This window comes from Rhizobium tropici CIAT 899 (assembly GCF_000330885.1).
In the GTDB taxonomy this organism is placed as follows: domain Bacteria; phylum Pseudomonadota; class Alphaproteobacteria; order Rhizobiales; family Rhizobiaceae; genus Rhizobium; species Rhizobium tropici.
Map to the genome: position 1 here is coordinate 1,340,755 of NC_020062.1, position 16,558 is coordinate 1,357,312.

The 16,558-nt window shown below is 59.9% G+C and carries 14 protein-coding genes; 5 read left to right on the plus strand and 9 right to left on the minus strand.

Annotated features, from left to right (window positions below):
* Position 1 precedes the first annotated feature (1 nt).
* The 3 genes from RTCIAT899_RS28270 to RTCIAT899_RS28280 all read left to right on the plus strand — a co-directional run bounded on the left by RTCIAT899_RS28270 (position 2) and on the right by RTCIAT899_RS28280 (position 2,825).
* Positions 2-1,411: an FAD-binding oxidoreductase gene (locus tag RTCIAT899_RS28270; RefSeq protein ID WP_015343261.1), complete on the plus strand. Its 1,410-nt coding sequence runs from the start codon at positions 2-4 to the stop codon at positions 1,409-1,411.
* A complete protein-coding gene (locus RTCIAT899_RS28275; protein WP_015343262.1) occupies positions 1,408-1,989 on the plus strand; it encodes an NAD(P)H-dependent oxidoreductase in 582 nt (193 codons plus the stop codon). Before RTCIAT899_RS28270 ends, RTCIAT899_RS28275 begins: the two co-directional genes overlap by 4 nt.
* A gap of 338 nt (positions 1,990-2,327) precedes the next feature.
* On the plus strand, positions 2,328-2,825 hold the full coding sequence (locus tag RTCIAT899_RS28280; protein ID WP_015343263.1) for a BON domain-containing protein: 498 nt from the start codon (positions 2,328-2,330) through the stop codon (positions 2,823-2,825).
* A 56-nt stretch (positions 2,826-2,881) separates the two neighbouring features.
* Here the strand turns inward: RTCIAT899_RS28280 and RTCIAT899_RS28285 are convergent, their stop codons facing one another.
* From RTCIAT899_RS28285 to urtA, 6 genes are all read right to left on the minus strand, one after another.
* Positions 2,882-3,319 (minus strand): YqaA family protein, encoded by a 438-nt coding sequence (locus tag RTCIAT899_RS28285; protein ID WP_015343264.1) that lies wholly within the window; start codon positions 3,317-3,319, stop codon positions 2,882-2,884.
* 500 nt (positions 3,320-3,819) lie between these two features.
* A complete protein-coding gene (urtE, locus tag RTCIAT899_RS28290) occupies positions 3,820-4,515 on the minus strand; it encodes an urea ABC transporter ATP-binding subunit UrtE (protein WP_015343265.1) in 696 nt (231 codons plus the stop codon).
* Between the two features lies 1 nt (position 4,516).
* Positions 4,517-5,272: an urea ABC transporter ATP-binding protein UrtD gene (gene urtD, locus RTCIAT899_RS28295; protein ID WP_015343266.1), complete on the minus strand. Its 756-nt coding sequence runs from the start codon at positions 5,270-5,272 to the stop codon at positions 4,517-4,519.
* 4 nt (positions 5,273-5,276) lie between these two features.
* Entirely contained in the window at positions 5,277-6,437 is a 1,161-nt protein-coding gene (urtC, locus tag RTCIAT899_RS28300; protein WP_015343267.1) for an urea ABC transporter permease subunit UrtC, read from the minus strand.
* Positions 6,434-8,059 carry an urea ABC transporter permease subunit UrtB gene (gene urtB, locus RTCIAT899_RS28305; protein WP_015343268.1) on the minus strand — a complete coding sequence of 542 codons (1,626 nt, stop codon included), beginning with the start codon at positions 8,057-8,059 and terminating at the stop codon, positions 6,434-6,436. The genes urtC and urtB overlap by 4 nt, the downstream gene beginning before the upstream one ends.
* Positions 8,060-8,126: 67 nt before the next feature.
* Positions 8,127-9,416, minus strand: a complete 1,290-nt coding sequence (gene urtA / locus RTCIAT899_RS28310; RefSeq protein ID WP_015343269.1) for an urea ABC transporter substrate-binding protein — start codon at positions 9,414-9,416, stop codon at positions 8,127-8,129.
* Positions 9,417-9,646: 230 nt separating this feature from the next.
* Between urtA and RTCIAT899_RS28315 the strand changes: the two genes are divergently transcribed.
* Positions 9,647-13,036: a hybrid sensor histidine kinase/response regulator gene (locus RTCIAT899_RS28315; protein WP_015343270.1), complete on the plus strand. Its 3,390-nt coding sequence runs from the start codon at positions 9,647-9,649 to the stop codon at positions 13,034-13,036.
* Entirely contained in the window at positions 13,029-13,952 is a 924-nt protein-coding gene (locus RTCIAT899_RS28320; RefSeq protein WP_015343271.1) for a response regulator transcription factor, read from the plus strand. The genes RTCIAT899_RS28315 and RTCIAT899_RS28320 overlap by 8 nt, the downstream gene beginning before the upstream one ends.
* Positions 13,953-13,967: 15 nt before the next feature.
* On the opposite strand, the gene RTCIAT899_RS28325 is transcribed toward RTCIAT899_RS28320, so the two are convergent.
* From RTCIAT899_RS28325 to RTCIAT899_RS32730, 3 genes are all read right to left on the minus strand, one after another.
* Positions 13,968-14,831 carry an alpha/beta fold hydrolase gene (locus RTCIAT899_RS28325; RefSeq protein WP_041678227.1) on the minus strand — a complete coding sequence of 288 codons (864 nt, stop codon included), beginning with the start codon at positions 14,829-14,831 and terminating at the stop codon, positions 13,968-13,970.
* A 223-nt stretch (positions 14,832-15,054) separates the two neighbouring features.
* Positions 15,055-15,885 (minus strand): tryptophan 2,3-dioxygenase, encoded by an 831-nt coding sequence (gene kynA / locus RTCIAT899_RS28330; protein WP_015343273.1) that lies wholly within the window; start codon positions 15,883-15,885, stop codon positions 15,055-15,057.
* Between the two features lie 382 nt (positions 15,886-16,267).
* Positions 16,268-16,555 carry a hypothetical protein gene (locus RTCIAT899_RS32730; protein ID WP_015343274.1) on the minus strand — a complete coding sequence of 96 codons (288 nt, stop codon included), beginning with the start codon at positions 16,553-16,555 and terminating at the stop codon, positions 16,268-16,270.
* Between the last annotated feature and the right edge of the window lie 3 nt (positions 16,556-16,558).

Below are 16,558 nucleotides of genomic sequence, written 5' to 3' on the forward strand. Positions count from 1 at the left end.
CATGCCGGATTATCAGCGCATCAAGAAAGAACTCGAAGGCATCGCCGTCGAAGACAATCCGGCGCTCGTGCGCCAGAAGAGCCGTGACTTCTACTGGTATTCGCCGATCCTGAAGGCGCAGCTCGACAATGTCACGGCCGATCTCGTCGTCACGCCGAAGACCGAAGAAGAGGTGATCCGGACGTTGAAGGTCGCCTATGCGCATGACGCCCCCGTCACGCCGCGCGGCGCCGGCACCGGCAATTACGGCCAGGCCATGCCGCTTTCCGGCGGCATCGTGCTCAATCTCGCCGCCATGAACAGGATCAAGGAGATCCATCCCGGTCGCGTCATCTGCGAGCCCGGCATCGTCATTGCCGAGCTCGACCGGCAGACCAAGGCCCATTCGGGTCAGGAGCTGCGCTTCCATCCTTCGACCGCGCAGATGGCGACGATCGGCGGCTTCATCGCCGGCGGCTCGGGCGGTGTCGGCTCGATCACCTGGGGCGGCCTGCGCGATCTCGGCAACATCCTGCGCCTGCGCGTCGTGACGATGGAAGCCGAACCCCGCACGCTCGATCTCACCGGTTGGGATCTGACCAAGGTCAGCCATGCCTACGGCACCAACGGCATCATCACCGAGATCGAGATGCCGCTGGCGCCGGCCTATGATTGGGTCGACGTGCTGGTCGGCTACGACGATTTCATGGACGCCGTGCGCTTTTCCGACGCGCTCGCCAAGTGCAACGGCATTCTGGTCAAGGAAATCGCCCCAATCGCCGCTCCCATCCCGCAGGACTATTTTACCCGCCATAAGCCCTACATCCGTCAGGGGCAATCGATCGTGGCGCTGATGATCGCGCCGCATTCGATGGATCCTTTCGTCGCCTTCACCATGCAGCAGAAGGGCGAAATCACCTTCCGCTCCGACAAGGTCGAGAGCATGAAAGGCATTCCGCATGCCTATGAGCTTGCATGGAACCACACCACATTGCGCGCCCTGAAGGTCGATCCGTCGATCACCTACCTCCAGGTCCAATATCCAGGACCGGATCATGTCGCCAAGGTCCGGAAGATGGTGGAAATCTTCGGCGACGAGGTGCCCGGCCATCTCGAATTCATCAGGTTTGACGGTCAGATCCAATGCTCGGGCCTGCCGCTGGTTCGCTATACCTCCGAGGCTCGGCTCGAGGAGATCATCAGGATTCACCAGGATCACGGCTGCCCGATCTTCAACCCGCATCGCTATACGCTGGAGGAAGGCGGCATGAAGCAGACGGATGCGGTCCAGCTTTCCTTCAAGAAGGAAACCGACCCGAAGGGCCTGCTCAATCCCGGCAAGATGATCGCCTGGGACGACCCGAATTTCGATTTCAAATCCGGCAAGAACTATCTCTTCCCTGGCCTTGCGGCGCTGATGGAGGCCTCATGAAGGTTCTGGTCCTTCATTCCCATCCGGTCGAGGAAAGCTACGGTGCAGCGCTGCACCGGAAAACCATTGAAAGCCTGAAGAGTGCCGGTCACGAGGTCGACGACTGCAACCTCTATGCCGAGGGCTTCGATCCCGTTCTGTCACGCCACGACAGGCTGATCTATCACGACTATCCCGAAAACACTGAAGCGCTGAAGCCCTATGTCGAACGGCTCGAACGCACCGAAGCCCTGGTGATCGTTACCCCGGTCTGGAATTTCGGCTTTCCGGCCATTCTCAAAGGCTATTTCGACAGGGTCTGGCTTCCAGGCGTCTCCTTCGAACTCGTCGACGGCAAGGTGCGCTCCAAGCTGCAGCATATCCGCAAGCTCGGCGCGGTCCTGACCTATGGCGCCGATCCGTTTCGCGCCTTCGTCGCCGGCAATCCGCCGAAGAAGATCGTCAAGCGCGTGCTGCGTGCCCAGATCAAACCCTTCGCCCCGGTCGTCTTCCTTGCTCACTACGACATGAACCGCTCGACCGACATGTCCCGTAGCCGCTTTCTGACGAAGGTCGGTCAAGAGATGGAACGGTTCTAAAGCGTTTCCGTTTTTCGTCGGATCGCGAACGTGCAAGCACTTCTGTCGGAAGTAGCGGTCAGGTTCGCGGACACCCAGGACCAGGAAATACGGCGTTCGATATCAGATTCCCAAGCCATCGGCATTCGTATCAATTCCGGACGGAAGGCAGATAGCGATTTCAATCGACGCCGCTCTAGCTGCTGACTGAGCGGCAACCTGCCGCGAAACTTCACAAACGGCCAGATGCCACGACGAATTGGGGCGATCGAAGACCTGCGTCGGGCAAGCGAAGGGAACATTTTCCCATTGCTGCTGTTAGGTCATCCCAGATGATAGGTGGCTGTAAGGAGGTCAACATGGCACCGCCACGTAAACCAAACCCGTTGTCTCGCGAAGAAGACTATCGCGATTACGAGGATCGGGAAATTCGAGATGGCTGGCCCTATTCGGATGTCGATGGCAATCCGTTGGAAAGCCGTCCCCATAATACTCCCTACGGCGACACACCGGCCAATTTCGACGAAGATCCGAGTACTGGATTCACCGTGGATACCGCCGACGGGTCAGGCCGCGAGCATAGGGTGGATACGGCCGCTCCATTGCCAGCCAGCAGAATTGACGACGATGAGTTAGAGGCAGAGATCACCGAGCTGCTAGAAGAAAGCGGCAAAGTCGTTACCGACAACATCGAAGTGCATTCCCTCGACGGAATTATCACGCTGGAGGGACGCGTCGAGACGATTTCGTTGGCGCGCAAGCTTGAGGAGATCGTTCTGACGGTTCCGGGTGTCGTGGGCGTACATAATAACCTCGAAACGCTCGGCGTCGATTCTCATATGCCCGATGAGGAATAGCGAATTGGAACCGGACGGCAACCTCGGCGGGGTGGCCGACGTCCGTTCGTCAGATGTCATGCAAGATTCATCGTGGCCAGCGCCACGATGACGTAACGCCCGAGCTTGGCAATCGTCACCAGCAGCAGGAAGGTTGGCAACGGCTCGCGCAGAACGCCGGCGACCACCGTTATCGGGTCTCCGACGATGGGCACCCAGCTCGCAAGCAGAGACCATTTTCCATATTTTCGATACCATGCCTGCGCACGATCGAGGGTATCCTCGCCAACAGGGAACCAACGGCGCTGTCGAAATCGTTCGATCCCTCTTCCCAGAATCCAATTGACGAGCGAACCCAGAATATTGCCAACGCCGGCAGTAACCACCAGCCAGGGAGCGGAGTATCTTCCGGTCAGAAGCAAGCCGGCAAGCACCGCCTCCGATTGCATCGGCAGGATCGTTGCGGCACCGAAGGCTGCCATGAACAATCCGAAATAGGCCAATAGGTCGGTCATGCCGCCGGAGGTATTTCGTAATGGTGTTGAATTCGTCGGTCGGCCACCGATAATTGCCGAGCGATATCAACACGCGGCTTGCCGCCCCCGATCATGCTGGTGACGCTATTCAGATGGTCTTCAGAGCGCTTGAGCCGCTTGACCGCCTTTGGATGGGTAGCGCGAGTGTGTTCAGTCATGGCACTCTGTATCCCCGCAAGAGAGCATGATTGTCAACGTCGGTCTGGTCGCGTACTTGACTGCGGGCCAAGGGGTGTGGACTGGGGTTTGGTGGGCCTAGAATGGCGGGCCGCCCGTTCTACCACCGTAAGAGCCCAAAGGGTTTGGGCTGCACGTCGAACGCATGACGGCACAAGAGTTGAGAGGTTCGATCGGCCGTCTCTGGGATCCTGCAGGCCTGCGGATCAATTTGCGAATTCCGCTGCCTAGCTCTCAAGGGTTAGACTGTCGTATCGCCTTCTCAACGCCTCGCTTCAGATGAATGAACCTGAGACCGTTGCTCAAACGGTCAGATGCCTGCGGGCCTCCGGTGTATCCAGCGTTTCAGCCAGTCCCTCATGCACGATCTCGCCGCGATCCATGATATAGACGTAATCGGCAAGTTCCCGGCAGAAATCCAGATATTGCTCGACCAGCAGGATCGCCATGCCGGTGGAGTCTCTGAGATAACGGATCGCCCGGCCGATATCCTTGATGATCGACGGCTGGATGCCCTCGGTCGGTTCGTCCAGGACGAGAATCTTCGGCCGTGTCACCATCGCCCGGCCGATCGCCAGTTGCTGCTGCTGCCCGCCCGAGAGGTCGCCGCCACGGCGCGACAGCATGGATTTCAGCACGGGAAACAGGCTGTAAATGTCATCCGGAATATTGCGGTCACGACGGGAAAGCGGCGCATAGCCCGTTTCGAGATTTTCCTTCACGGTCAAAAGCGGAAAGATCTCGCGTCCCTGCGGCACATAGCCAATTCCCTGCTTGGCGCGCGCGAACGGCGCCATGCCGTTCAGCGTCACGCCGTTGAAGGCAACGGTACCGGCCGACAAGGCATGCTGCCCGGTAACCGCGCGCAGGAGCGAACTCTTGCCGACGCCGTTGCGCCCGAGGACACAGGTGATCTTGCCCATCTCGGCCTTGACAGAGATGCCGCGCAGCGCCTGAGCGGCGCCATAATGCAGATTTGCGTTTTCGACTGTCAGCATCTCACCGCCCCAGATAATTCTCGATCACCTTCGGATCGCTACTGACGAAATCGATGGACCCTTCCGCCAGAACCGAGCCCTCCGCCAGGCAGGTCACCTTGACGCCAAGATCGCGGATGAAGCCCATGTCATGTTCGACCACGACGACCGAGCGCGTCTTGGCGATCTCTTTCAGCAGCACCGCCGTTTCCGCCGTCTCCGCATCCGTCATGCCCGCCACCGGCTCATCGACCAGCAGGAGCTTCGGTTCCTGCGCGAGCAGCATGCCGATCTCCAGCCACTGCTTTTGGCCGTGCGAGAGATTGGCCGCCAGCTCGTCGCGCCGATGCGAAAGCCGCACCGTCTCGAGGATTTCTTCGATACGATCGCGATCGACAGGCGTCAGGCGGTAGAAGAGCGTCGAAAAGACGCCGCGGTTCCGATTTAGCGCCAGTTCGAGATTGTCCCAGACCGTATGGCTTTCAAACACGGTCGGCTTCTGAAATTTGCGACCGATGCCGAGCTGGGCGATGTCGGCCTCGTCCTTCTTTGTCAGGTCGATCTGGCCGTTGAAGAATACCTCGCCCTCGTCGGGCCGGGTCTTGCCGGTGATGATGTCCATCATCGTCGTCTTGCCGGCGCCGTTCGGGCCGATGATGGCGCGAAGCTCGCCCGGCTCGATGACGATCGACAGCGAGTTCAAAGCCTTGAATCCGTCGAAGGAGACAGAGACGTTGTTGAGGTAGAGCATGCTGTTGGGTTTGATATCCGGGATCATGGTCCTACTCCGCAGCCTGCACGGACTTTTGGGCTTCATCCTTCGCAGCCTTCGGCGGCGGGCTTGCCGGCGTGCGTTTCCTGCCGAGATATTGCGCGATGGTGCCGACGATGCCCTTGGGCAGAAGCAAGGTCACCGCGACGAACAGGCCGCCAAGCGCAAACAGCCAGAAGTCGGGGAATAGGCCGGTGAAAACAGTCTTGCCGCCATTGACGAGGATGGCACCGATGATAGGCCCGATCAGGGTCGCTCTGCCGCCGACGGCCGTCCAGATGACGACTTCGATCGAATTGGCAGGAGCGAATTCGCCCGGATTGATGATGCCGATCTGCGGCACGTAGAGCGCGCCGGCAATACCCGCCATCATCGCCGATACGACGAAGACGAAGAGCTTCATATGTTCGACGCGATAGCCGAGAAAGCGCGTACGGCTTTCGGCGTCGCGTACGCCCACGAGCACCTTGCCGAACTTCGAACGCACGATGGCCGAAGACAGCATCAATGCCAGCGCCAGGAACACGGCCGTAATGGCGAACAGCACGGCGCGCGTGCCATCGGCCTGAATATTGAAGCCGAGAATATCCTTGAAATCGGTCAGGCCGTTATTGCCGCCGAAACCCATGTCGTTGCGGAAGAAGGCAAGCAGCAGCGCATAGGTCATCGCCTGCGTGATGATCGACAGATAGACGCCGTTGACCCGAGAGCGGAATGCAAACCAGCCGAAGACGAAGGCAAGCAGGCCGGGTGCTGCGAGAACCATCAGCATGGCGAACCAGAAATGATCGAAGCCGTACCAGAACCAGGGCAGGTCCTTCCAATTCAGGAAGACCATGAAGTCGGGCAGGATCGGATTGCCGTAGGTGCCGCGCGAACCGATCTGGCGCATCAGATACATGCCCATCGCATAGCCGCCGAGCGCAAAGAAGGCGCCGTGGCCGAGCGAGAGAATGCCGCAATAGCCCCAGACCAGATCGAGCGCCAGGGCGAGCAGCGCATAGGTCAGGTACTTGCCGAACAATGACATCAGATAGGTGGGCACATGCAGCGGGCTCGTTTCCGGCAAGGCCAGATTGGCGAGCGGCACGAGCACCGCGACGGCAAGCAGGATCGCGATGGCGATGCTGATCCGGCGGTCGAGCGAACGGAGGATGAAGGCCGTGATCATGCTTCCACCGCCCTTCCCTTGAGCGCGAAGAGGCCGCGCGGACGTTTCTGGATGAAGAGTATGATGAGGACGAGGACGAGGATCTTGCCGAGCACCGCTCCCGCATAGGGCTCGAGAAACTTGTTGAGGATGCCGAGCGAAAAAGCGCCGACGAGCGTCCCCCAGAGATTGCCGACGCCACCGAACACCACAACCATGAAGCTATCGATGATGTAGCCCTGGCCGAGGTTCGGCGAGACGTTGTCGATCTGCGAGAGTGCCACACCCGCCATGCCGGCGATGCCCGAGCCGAGCGCAAAGGTGAAGGCGTCGACCCATGAGGTGCGGATCCCCATCGAAGACGCCATGCGCCGGTTCTGCGTCACCGCCCGCATTTGCAATCCAAAGGCCGAGCGCTTGAGGAGAAGCAGGAGCGCCACGAAGACAGCGAGCGAAAACACGATGATCCAGAGCCGGTTCCAGGTGACCGAGAGATAGCCGAGGTCGAACGAACCGGACATCCAGGAGGGGTTGCCGACTTCCTGATTGGTCGGACCAAAGATCGAGCGCACCGCTTGCTGCAGGATCAGCGAGATGCCCCAGGTGGCGAGCAGTGTTTCCAGCGGCCGGCCATAGAGGAAGCGGATGACGCCGCGCTCGATGACGAGGCCGACGGCGCCGGTGACGAGGAAGGCGACTGGCAGGGCAATCGCCAGCGACCAGTCGAAGAGCTCAGGGTAAGATGTGCGGATGATGCTTTGAACCACGAAGGTCGAGTAGGCGCCGAGCATCACCATCTCGCCATGCGCCATGTTGATGATGCCCATGACACCGAAGGTAATCGCAAGGCCGATAGCAGCCAGCAGCAAGACGGAGCCGAGCGACAGGCCGTACCAGACGTTCTGCACCGCATCCCAGAACTTCAATTGATCCTGGATGCCGACAATGGCGGCAGCGACATCGGGCTTCAGGCTGTCGTCGACGGAAACCGACGAAAGAATGCCGATGGCATCGCGGCCGCCTTCGTTCTTGATCGTCTCGATCGCCGCCTTTTTGTCTTCGATCGGACGGTCCGAGCCAAGCACGGCAACGGCTTTTGCGCGTTCAAGCACACCGCGGATATCCGCGTCCTTCTCGGTCTGCAGCGCCGTCTCGACGGCGTCGAGCGAATCCGCACTCGGCGCCTTCAAAATGGATTGCGCCGCTTCGAGCCTCGTGGCGCGATCCGGGCTCATCAGCGTCAGACCGCCGAGAGCCGCGCGAACCGCACGGCGCAGATTGTTGTTGATCTTGATCTTGCCGAGATTGTCCTTGGCTTCCTGACCGGCCGCTTGCCCGGTTAAAGGATCCACCAGATCCATCATGTCGCCGGAGGATTTGGCGATAAACACCTGGTTGTCGGATTTTCTTATATAAAGATCACCGTCGGAAAAGGCCTGCAATGCCGGCACGACCTTGGGATCACCCGACTTCGCAAGGCTTTGGACGATATCGCCGGCCTTCTGGAAATTGGCCTGGCCGAGGGAGTTGATGAGGCCGTGGGCGTCTTCCTGGGCGCGCAGGCCTGTCGCCGTCAGCGCCAGCATCAGGCAGAAGCCGGCGACCAGCGCCAGGGCGATGCGGTAAACGAATTTGTCGAACATTGCGCTAGTCCCCTCAAGCTGCCGCGGCCAGAAAAGCCTGCCCGCGGCGATCTTGCGTCGGCTGATATCAGGAGCCCTTGCCGCCGCACTTGCCGGTGGTGACGTTGAAGTTGCCGCAGTTCATCGGCATACGCCAATCCGAGATCAGGTCCTTGCTGTCAGGCAGGTAGTCAGACCATTCCTTGCCGACCACGGCGGGGGTCTGCGAAACGACGTCGAACTGGCCGTTTTCCTGCACTTCGCCGATCAGGACCGGCTTCGTGATGTAGTGGTTCGGCATCATGGTGGCGGTGCCGCCGGTGAGGTTCGGCACCGCGACACCGACGAGCGCGTCGATCACCTTGTCCGGATCGGTCGTGCCGGCCTTCTCGACAGCCTTCACCCACATGTTGAAGCCGATATAGGCGGCTTCCATCGGGTCGTTGGTCACACGCTTGTCGTTCTTGGTGTAGGCATGCCATTCCTTGATGAAGGCGGCGTTGGCGGGCGTGTCGACGGACTGGAAGTAGTTCCAGGCGGCAAGATGGCCGACAAGCGGCTTGGTGTCGACGCCGGCCAGCTCTTCTTCGCCGACCGAGAAGGCGACGACCGGGATATCCTCGGCCTTGACGCCCTGGTTGCCCAGTTCCTTGTAGAAGGGAACGTTGGCATCGCCGTTGATGGTGGAGACGACGGCGGTCTTCTTGCCGGCCGCGCCGAAAGCCTTGATCTTGGAGACTTCCGTCTGCCAGTCCGAGAAGCCGAACGGCGTGTAGTTGATGATGATGTCCTCGTCCTTGACGCCCTTGGACTTCAGATAGGCTTCGAGGATCTTGTTGGTCGTGCGCGGATAGACATAGTCGGTGCCTTCAAGCACCCAGCGCTGTACGCCTTCGTTCTTCATCAGGTAGTCGACGGCAGGAATTGCCTGCTGGTTGGGAGCGGCGCCGGTGTAGAAGACGTTACGCTCGGACTCTTCGCCTTCGAACTGTACCGGATAGAACAGGATCGAATTCAGTTCCTTGAAGACCGGCAGCACCGACTTGCGCGACACGGAGGTCCAGCAGCCGAATACGGCCGAGACCTTGTCCTTCTGGATCAGTTCGCGAGCCTTTTCGGCAAAGAGCGGCCAGTCGGAGGCCGGGTCGACGACGACGGGTTCGAGCTTCTTGCCGAGAACGCCGCCCTTCTTGTTCTGCTCGTCGATGAGCATCAGCATGGCATCCTTCAGCGTCGTTTCCGAAATCGCCATGGTGCCGGACAGCGAATGCAGGACGCCGACCTTGATGGTGTCGTCGGCTGCGAAAGCGCCGTGGAATGCTGTGGTGGACATGATGGCGCCGAGCAGCGCGCCGGAGACGAGAGTCTTGAATTTCATCCGTGGTTCCCCTCTTTTTGTCTGCCGCAACGGCCGGTAAACAAGGATTAGCCGCTGCCTTCCGCGACTATCCGGCGCACCCTCAGGAAACCACATACGTAAAATGACGTAGACGCCGGGGCGAAATGTGCAGCTTTGGGCACTCCGACGCTCTTAAGCACGGCATCGATCCATGTTACGACGTCTTCGGACCGCTAAGGTGACGATGGCGGGACTGCTGAAGGGTAAGCATGGCTGCGCGGCAACGCATCATTCCGGTAAGACGCGAATATAATCGCTGGGTCGCAAACCAGACGCTGGAAGACTACGCCCTGCGTTTCACCGCCAAGAGCGCCCGGCAATTTTCTTCGCAACGTATCTCGCAAACCGCGATCGGCGCCATTTCCTTCCTGGCGCTGGAGGCGATCGGCGGCACGATCACGCTCTCCTACGGCACCACCAACGCCTTCTACGCCATCATCGTCGCAAGCCTCGCCATGCTCGCAGTCGGCCTGCCGATCAGCCGATATGCGATCCGCCACGGCGTCGATATCGATCTTCTGACGCGCGGCGCGAGCTTCGGCTATATCGGCTCGACCATCACCTCGCTGATCTATGCCAGCTTCACCTTCATGCTGTTTGCGATCGAAGCCTCGATCATGTCCGGAGCACTGGAGCTGACGCTCGGCATACCCGTTTGGATCGGCTACATCATCAGCGCCGTCATGGTGATCCCGCTCGTCACCCATGGTGTCCGTCTCATCAGCCGGTTTCAGCTGCTGACGCAGCCCTTCTGGATTGTTCTCAACATCCTGCCGTTCGTCTTCATCGCCTTTGCCGATTGGGAAAAATTCGACCTCTGGCGGGCCTTTGCCGGCATTCACCACCCCGCAAGCGCGCCGGGCAGCGCCGCTCCTTTCGACCTGGTGGAGTTCGGCGCCGCTTCCGCCGTCATCCTGGCGCTGATGTCGCAGATCGGCGAACAGGCTGACTTCCTGCGCTTCCTGCCACCGGAAGGTCACCGCAAATGGCGTCATCGCCTGGCCATCTTCCTGGCCGGACCCGGATGGGTCATCATCGGGGCGCCGAAGCTGCTCGCCGGCTCCTTCCTTGTCGTCCTGACGCTGACGTCAGGCGTGCCGGCCGACCGCGCTGCCGACCCGGCACAGATGTATCTGACCGCCTTCGGCTACATGATCCCTTGGCACAATGCGGCATTGCTGTTGATGGCCGCCTTCGTGATGATCTCGCAGCTGAAGATCAACGTCATGAACGCCTATGCCGGCTCGCTCGCCTGGTCGAACTTCTTTTCGCGGCTGACGCACAGCCATCCAGGCCGTGTCATCTGGCTCGTCTTCAACGTCGCCATTGCGCTGCTTTTGATGGAACTCGGCATCTACCGGCTGCTGGAGGAGACACTCGGCATTTTTTCGATCATCGCCATGGCCTGGCTCTGCACCGTCTCCGCCGATCTCTTCATCAACAAGCCGCTGGGGCTTGCACCTCCCGGCATCGAGTTCAAACGCGCGCATCTCTACGACATCAATCCGGTCGGCCTCGGCGCCATGGCGCTTTCGGCAACCATCGCTCTCATCGCGCATTTCGGCGCCTTCGGTTCGATTGCCGCCTCGCTTGCGCCCTATATCACCCTGATCGTCGCGCTTATCGCATCACCTGCCATCGCCTGGATCACCAAGGGCAAATACTATCTCGCCCGCAAGCCGCGGCAGAGCTGGAAGAACCTGACCACCATCACCTGCTCCGTCTGCGAGCACCCGTTCGAGCCGGAGGACATGGCCTGGTGTCCGGCCTATGCCGCGCCGATCTGCTCGCTCTGCTGTTCGCTCGACAGCCGCTGCCACGACATGTGCAAGCCGAAGGCTCGGCTCAACACGCAGGTCGCCACCGTCGCAAAAACCTTGCTGCCGGAAAGCATCGTCGCAAGGCTCGCGACGCGCCTCGGCCGCTATGGAATTGCCGTTGTCTTGGCGCTGACCGCCATGGGCGCTATTCTTGCAATGATCGCGCATCAGGTCGGCGCAGCCTCTCCCGAGACCGCTGCCGTGGTCGACCGCACCATCCTCATCGTCTTCTTCGTCTTTGCCGTCATCGCCGGCGTCGCGTGCTGGTTCTATGTGCTTGCCCATGACAGCCGCGTGGTCGCCGAAGAAGAATCTTCGCGCCAGAACACGCTGCTTTTGAAGGAAATTGCCGCCCACAAGAAAACGGACGCTGCCCTGCAGGGTGCCAAGGAGGCGGCCGAGGCGGCAAACCGCGCCAAGAGCCGCTATGTCGTGGGTCTCAGCCACGAATTGCGCACGCCGCTCAATGCCGTGCTCGGTTACGCGCAGATCCTTGAGCGCGACGAGACCATTCCGGCGCCCCGACAATCCTCGCTGAAGGTTATCCGACGCAGCGCCGAGCATCTTTCCGGCCTGATCGACGGGCTGCTCGATATTTCCAAGATCGAGGCCGGCCGCCTGCAGGTCTATTCCAACGAGATCAACATCCAGGATTTTCTCGACCAGATCGTCGACATGTTCCATCCGCAGGCACAGGCAAAGGGGCTGGCTTTCGTCCACGAGCGCGCCGCCGCCTTGCCCGACTATGTCCGCACCGACGAGAAGCGGCTGCGCCAGATCCTCGTCAATCTCTTGTCCAACGCCATCAAGTTCACCGATGCCGGAACCGTCCGCTTCGAGGTGGGCTATAGAAACCAGGTCGCGACCTTCACCGTTTCCGACACCGGCCGCGGCATAGCGGCAAAGGACATTACCCGTATCTACGAGCCCTTTCAGCGCGGCGAAGCCGACAGCATCAGACCAATGCCAGGCCTCGGCCTTGGTCTCACCATCACGCGATTGCTGACGAATACGCTCGGTGGCGAGATTTCGGTCTCAAGCGAGAAGGACGTGGGCTCGACCTTCAGGGTGCGCCTGATGTTATCTGCGGTGATCCGGCCGATGAAGCCGCCGGCGCAGGAGCAGCGTATCGTCGGCTACGAGGGGCCGCGGCGCACCATCGTCGTCGTCGACGACAATGAGGATCATCGCGAACTGATGCGCGAGATACTCTCGCCACTCGATTTCATCGTGCTCACCGCCGCCGGCGGCCCGGACTGCCTGACCTTGATCGAGGGCATCAAGCCGGATCTGTTCCTGGTCGATATTTCCATGCCCGGCATGAACGGATGGCAGCTCGTCTCACGGCTCAGGGAAAACGGCCAGACGGCACCGATCCTGATGCTGTCGGCCAATATAGGTGACGCTGCTGCGGCGACCGACAGCGACGACAGCCATAACGACGCCATCTCCAAACCGGTCGACATCCGCCAGCTTCGCGACAAGCTCGCGCTGCATCTCGGGCTGAAATGGATCTATGCCGATGCTTCTATCCCGACCGCGCCGAAGCCGCCACCGCCCCTGAAGAGCCCTGGGATCGAGCATGTCCGCGAATTGCTGCGGCTCGGCGAGATCGGTTATGTCAGGGGAATCGAAGCAAAGCTTGCGGATCTTGCGAAACTTGAAGAAAACAGACCCTTCATCGATGCCTTGCGCGCCCATGTCCAGGCTTTCGATCTCGACGGTTTCCTGAAGGTGCTGCGCAGCTTCGACACTGAAAAGGTAGAACAGATTGGCTGAGCCTGCCCTTCCCCGCGATATAGTCCTGCTGGTGGACGATTCACCGGAGGCGCTCGGTTTTCTGACTGACGCGCTCGAGCAATCCGGCTTTTCCGTGCTGATCGCCACCTCGGGACCGGCGGCGCTCAACATCGTCGAGCGCATCACACCCGATCTCATCCTGCTCGATGCCGTCATGCCTGTCATGGATGGTTTCGAAACTTGCCGCCGGCTGAAAGCCAATGCCGGCATCGCCCAGATTCCGGTCGTCTTCATGACCGGGCTCACCGAAACCGAGCATGTGGTGCATGCGCTGGAATCCGGCGGCGTCGATTATCTCACCAAGCCGATCAATATCGACGAACTGCGCGCCCGCATCCGGGTCCACCTGCGCAATGCCCGCTCGGCTCAAAGCGCCAGGGTGGCGCTCGACGCCGCGGGCCGCCATCTCCTGGCGGTCAAGGGCAATGGCGCCATCCATTGGTCGACGCCCCAGGCAACCCGCCTGATCAATGCTGCCACGGGCAGCGACGACGGCCTTGAGCTCGCCTCGAAACATATCGCCGCCTTCATGCTGGAGCGCGAGCGGCTCGGCCCTGCTCGCGACAATCTTCTTTCGATGAACAATGGCGGCCAGGCGGCACTGCAATTCACCTTTCTCGGTGCCATCGGCGCCGACGAATACCTCTTTCGCCTGACGGCCACCAGCCAGCGTGCCGACGACGAAGCCCTGCGCCGGCATTTTGCGCTGACGCAGCGCGAATCCGAAGTATTGCTGTGGCTCGCCAAGGGCAAATCCAACCGCGATATCGGCGAAATCCTCGGCCTTTCCGCCCGCACCGTGAACAAGCATCTTGAGCAGATCTATGTAAAGCTCGGCGTCGAAAACCGGGCATCGGCGGCTGTCAGGGCCGCGCACGTCCTGCATGAAGCTTAAGCCGCGGCCAGTTTTTCATTCCCCGCTCAAAAAACGCTGGAGCGAGTTTGCAAGATCGCCGGGATTTTCCTCCGCGACGTGGTGACCGCTTTCGATGCCGTGGCCGGTGACATTCACCGCCCACAAGCGCCAGATTTCCCTCGGATCGCCGAAGAAGTATTCCAGATCGTCTTTCGTCGACCAAAGGCAAAGCAACGGGCATGCGATCCGTTTACCGGCAAGGCGGTACTGCAGCTCATCCTGCCGATCAACGGTCAATCCTGCCCGATAATCCTCGATCATCCCATGGACGACCGCGGGATCGTGGATCGCCGTCAGCAGATCGTCATAGGCCTCTTTCCCCATGAAATCAGGGTGAATGCGGCTGTACCACGCGCGAGGGTCGGCATTGATGGCATGTTCGGGCTTTTCCGGCTGCGCGAAGAAGAACCAATGGTACCAATCACGCGCAAAGCGCCAATCCATCCGTTCGAGATGCTCGATGATCGGAATGCTGTCGATCACGGCGACCTTTGTGACGATCTCGGGATGATCGAGGGCAAGGCGGAACGCCACGTAGCTGCCGCGGTCATGGCCCGCCACGGCAAAAGTCCGATGCCCTAAAGCCTGCATCAGCGCTACACAGTCCAGCGCCTTCGCCCGTTTCGAAGAATAACGGCTATCCTCGCTGTCAACGGGCTGGAAAGACTTCCCAAATCCCCTGAGGTCAGGGCAAACAATCGTGAAGTAGGGAGACAAGAGGTCTGCGACATGGCCCCAAGTCATATGCGTTCGCGGATGGCCGTGCAGCAACAGCAACGGCGGCCCGTTGCCGCCGTGGCGAACGCGCAAAAGGCCGGGACCGACGTCGATATAATCCAATGTCATTCCGCTGAACAAATCCCGCCTCGAATATTCGCACCTTCCTCCTTACGTTTGCGGCATCGGATTGTTCCAACTTTGCTCTATGGGAATGGCACATGACTCCTACGACAGCGGAGCACCGATCGGCCTGCTTACCTTTTGAAAATTGGGCGACGGTCGCAGACCGCGTGCATAGACGACAATCATGCACGACGTGAAGCTGAACGCCTCTACAACGCCGGCCAGGCTTCCAGCCATTCTACAATTCGGTGCGCACGCGCCACAATTCCGGGAAAAGCTCCACCTCCAGCATCCGCTTCAGATACGAGGTCCCCGCTGTTCCGCCTGTGCCGCGCTTGAAACCGATCACGCGCTCGACAGTGGTAACATGGTTGAAACGCCAGCGCCGGAAATAGTCCTCGAAGTCGACCAGCTTCTCGCCAACTTCGTAGGCTTCCCAGTATCGCGACGGATCGCGATAGACCGTCACCCAAACGGCCATGACACCCTCGTCGAATTGCCATGCCTGGCGCAAGTCCCGCTTCAGCACCTCCTCCGGCACAGGCAGGCCGATGCGCGCCAACCGGCGCAAAACTTCATCATAGAGCGAGGGACGCGCCAGTTCGGCTTCCAGCATCTCCAGAATATCAGGCCGATGTTCGTGCGGCTTCAACATTGCGAGATTCCGGTTTCCGGCCGCATATTCGATCAGCCGGTATTGCCATGACTGGAAGCCGGACGACTGGCCGAGATCGTCGCGGAAGCGCGTATATTCCGATGGCGTCATGGTCCTCAAGACATCCCATGCGGAATTCAGCTGCTCGAAAATCCGGGCCACACGCGATAGCATTTTCAACGCTTCCTGCGTCTGATCGGCCGCGATCATCTTCCTGGCTGCCTGGATCTCATATAGCGCAAGTTTCATCCACAATTCGGACGTCTGATGCTGGATGATGAAGAGCATCTCGTCATGCGCCGATGACAATGGGAGCTGTGCCGTCAGAATCCGATCGATCTGCAAATAGTCGCCGTAGGACATGCGCTGCCGGAAATCCATCTCGGCGCCATCTTTCGAAGGATCATAGGTCATTCTGGCTTTCCTCCTCCCGGACATGAAATTCGGGAGGACCTCCCGATATGAAGCGAAGCGTCGTCGCCGGTGCCATTGTACAATTTTGTTCGTGAATCGGCAGGCGCGACGTTGCTTCTAGCATATGCGCGGCAAACACCGTGCAGCTTTTGCTCGGTGTTTGAGGTTACCCTTGCTCGCAGTCCGAACTCGGGCTCGTGCCCGCCCGGCAATCAACCATCAGACTCTGCAAATCCATGCGACAATGGCGCCTGCTGTCGCAGACGCCATCATGCCTTCGAACTGCAGTGCCTTTCAGAGCCGGTTCAGGCGATATCGCCGGTACTCGGCTTTAGGTTGCGCGAGGGTTTGGTCGTGAGACTACACTCCCGTCGAGCTGCGATCACCAGCGATAGTAGCGGTGATGGCGGTGGTGGTGACGATGCTTGTACCAACCGTGATGATGGCCGCGCCAGTAATGGCTCCGATAGCTGCGGTGCGATTTCCAGTGGTGATGCCGGTGATGTCGCGGCCCGTGCCAGTGGCGCCGATGATGATAACGGACCGTTTGAACAGATGATTGGACCTCTGGCTTCGTCATGTTCATCATCGGTGCAGCCGACGCAGCCCCCGCACCGATCAACAGGCCGACAGCCAGAAATGCAGCAAGCAGATTGTTAAAGATTTTCATAGC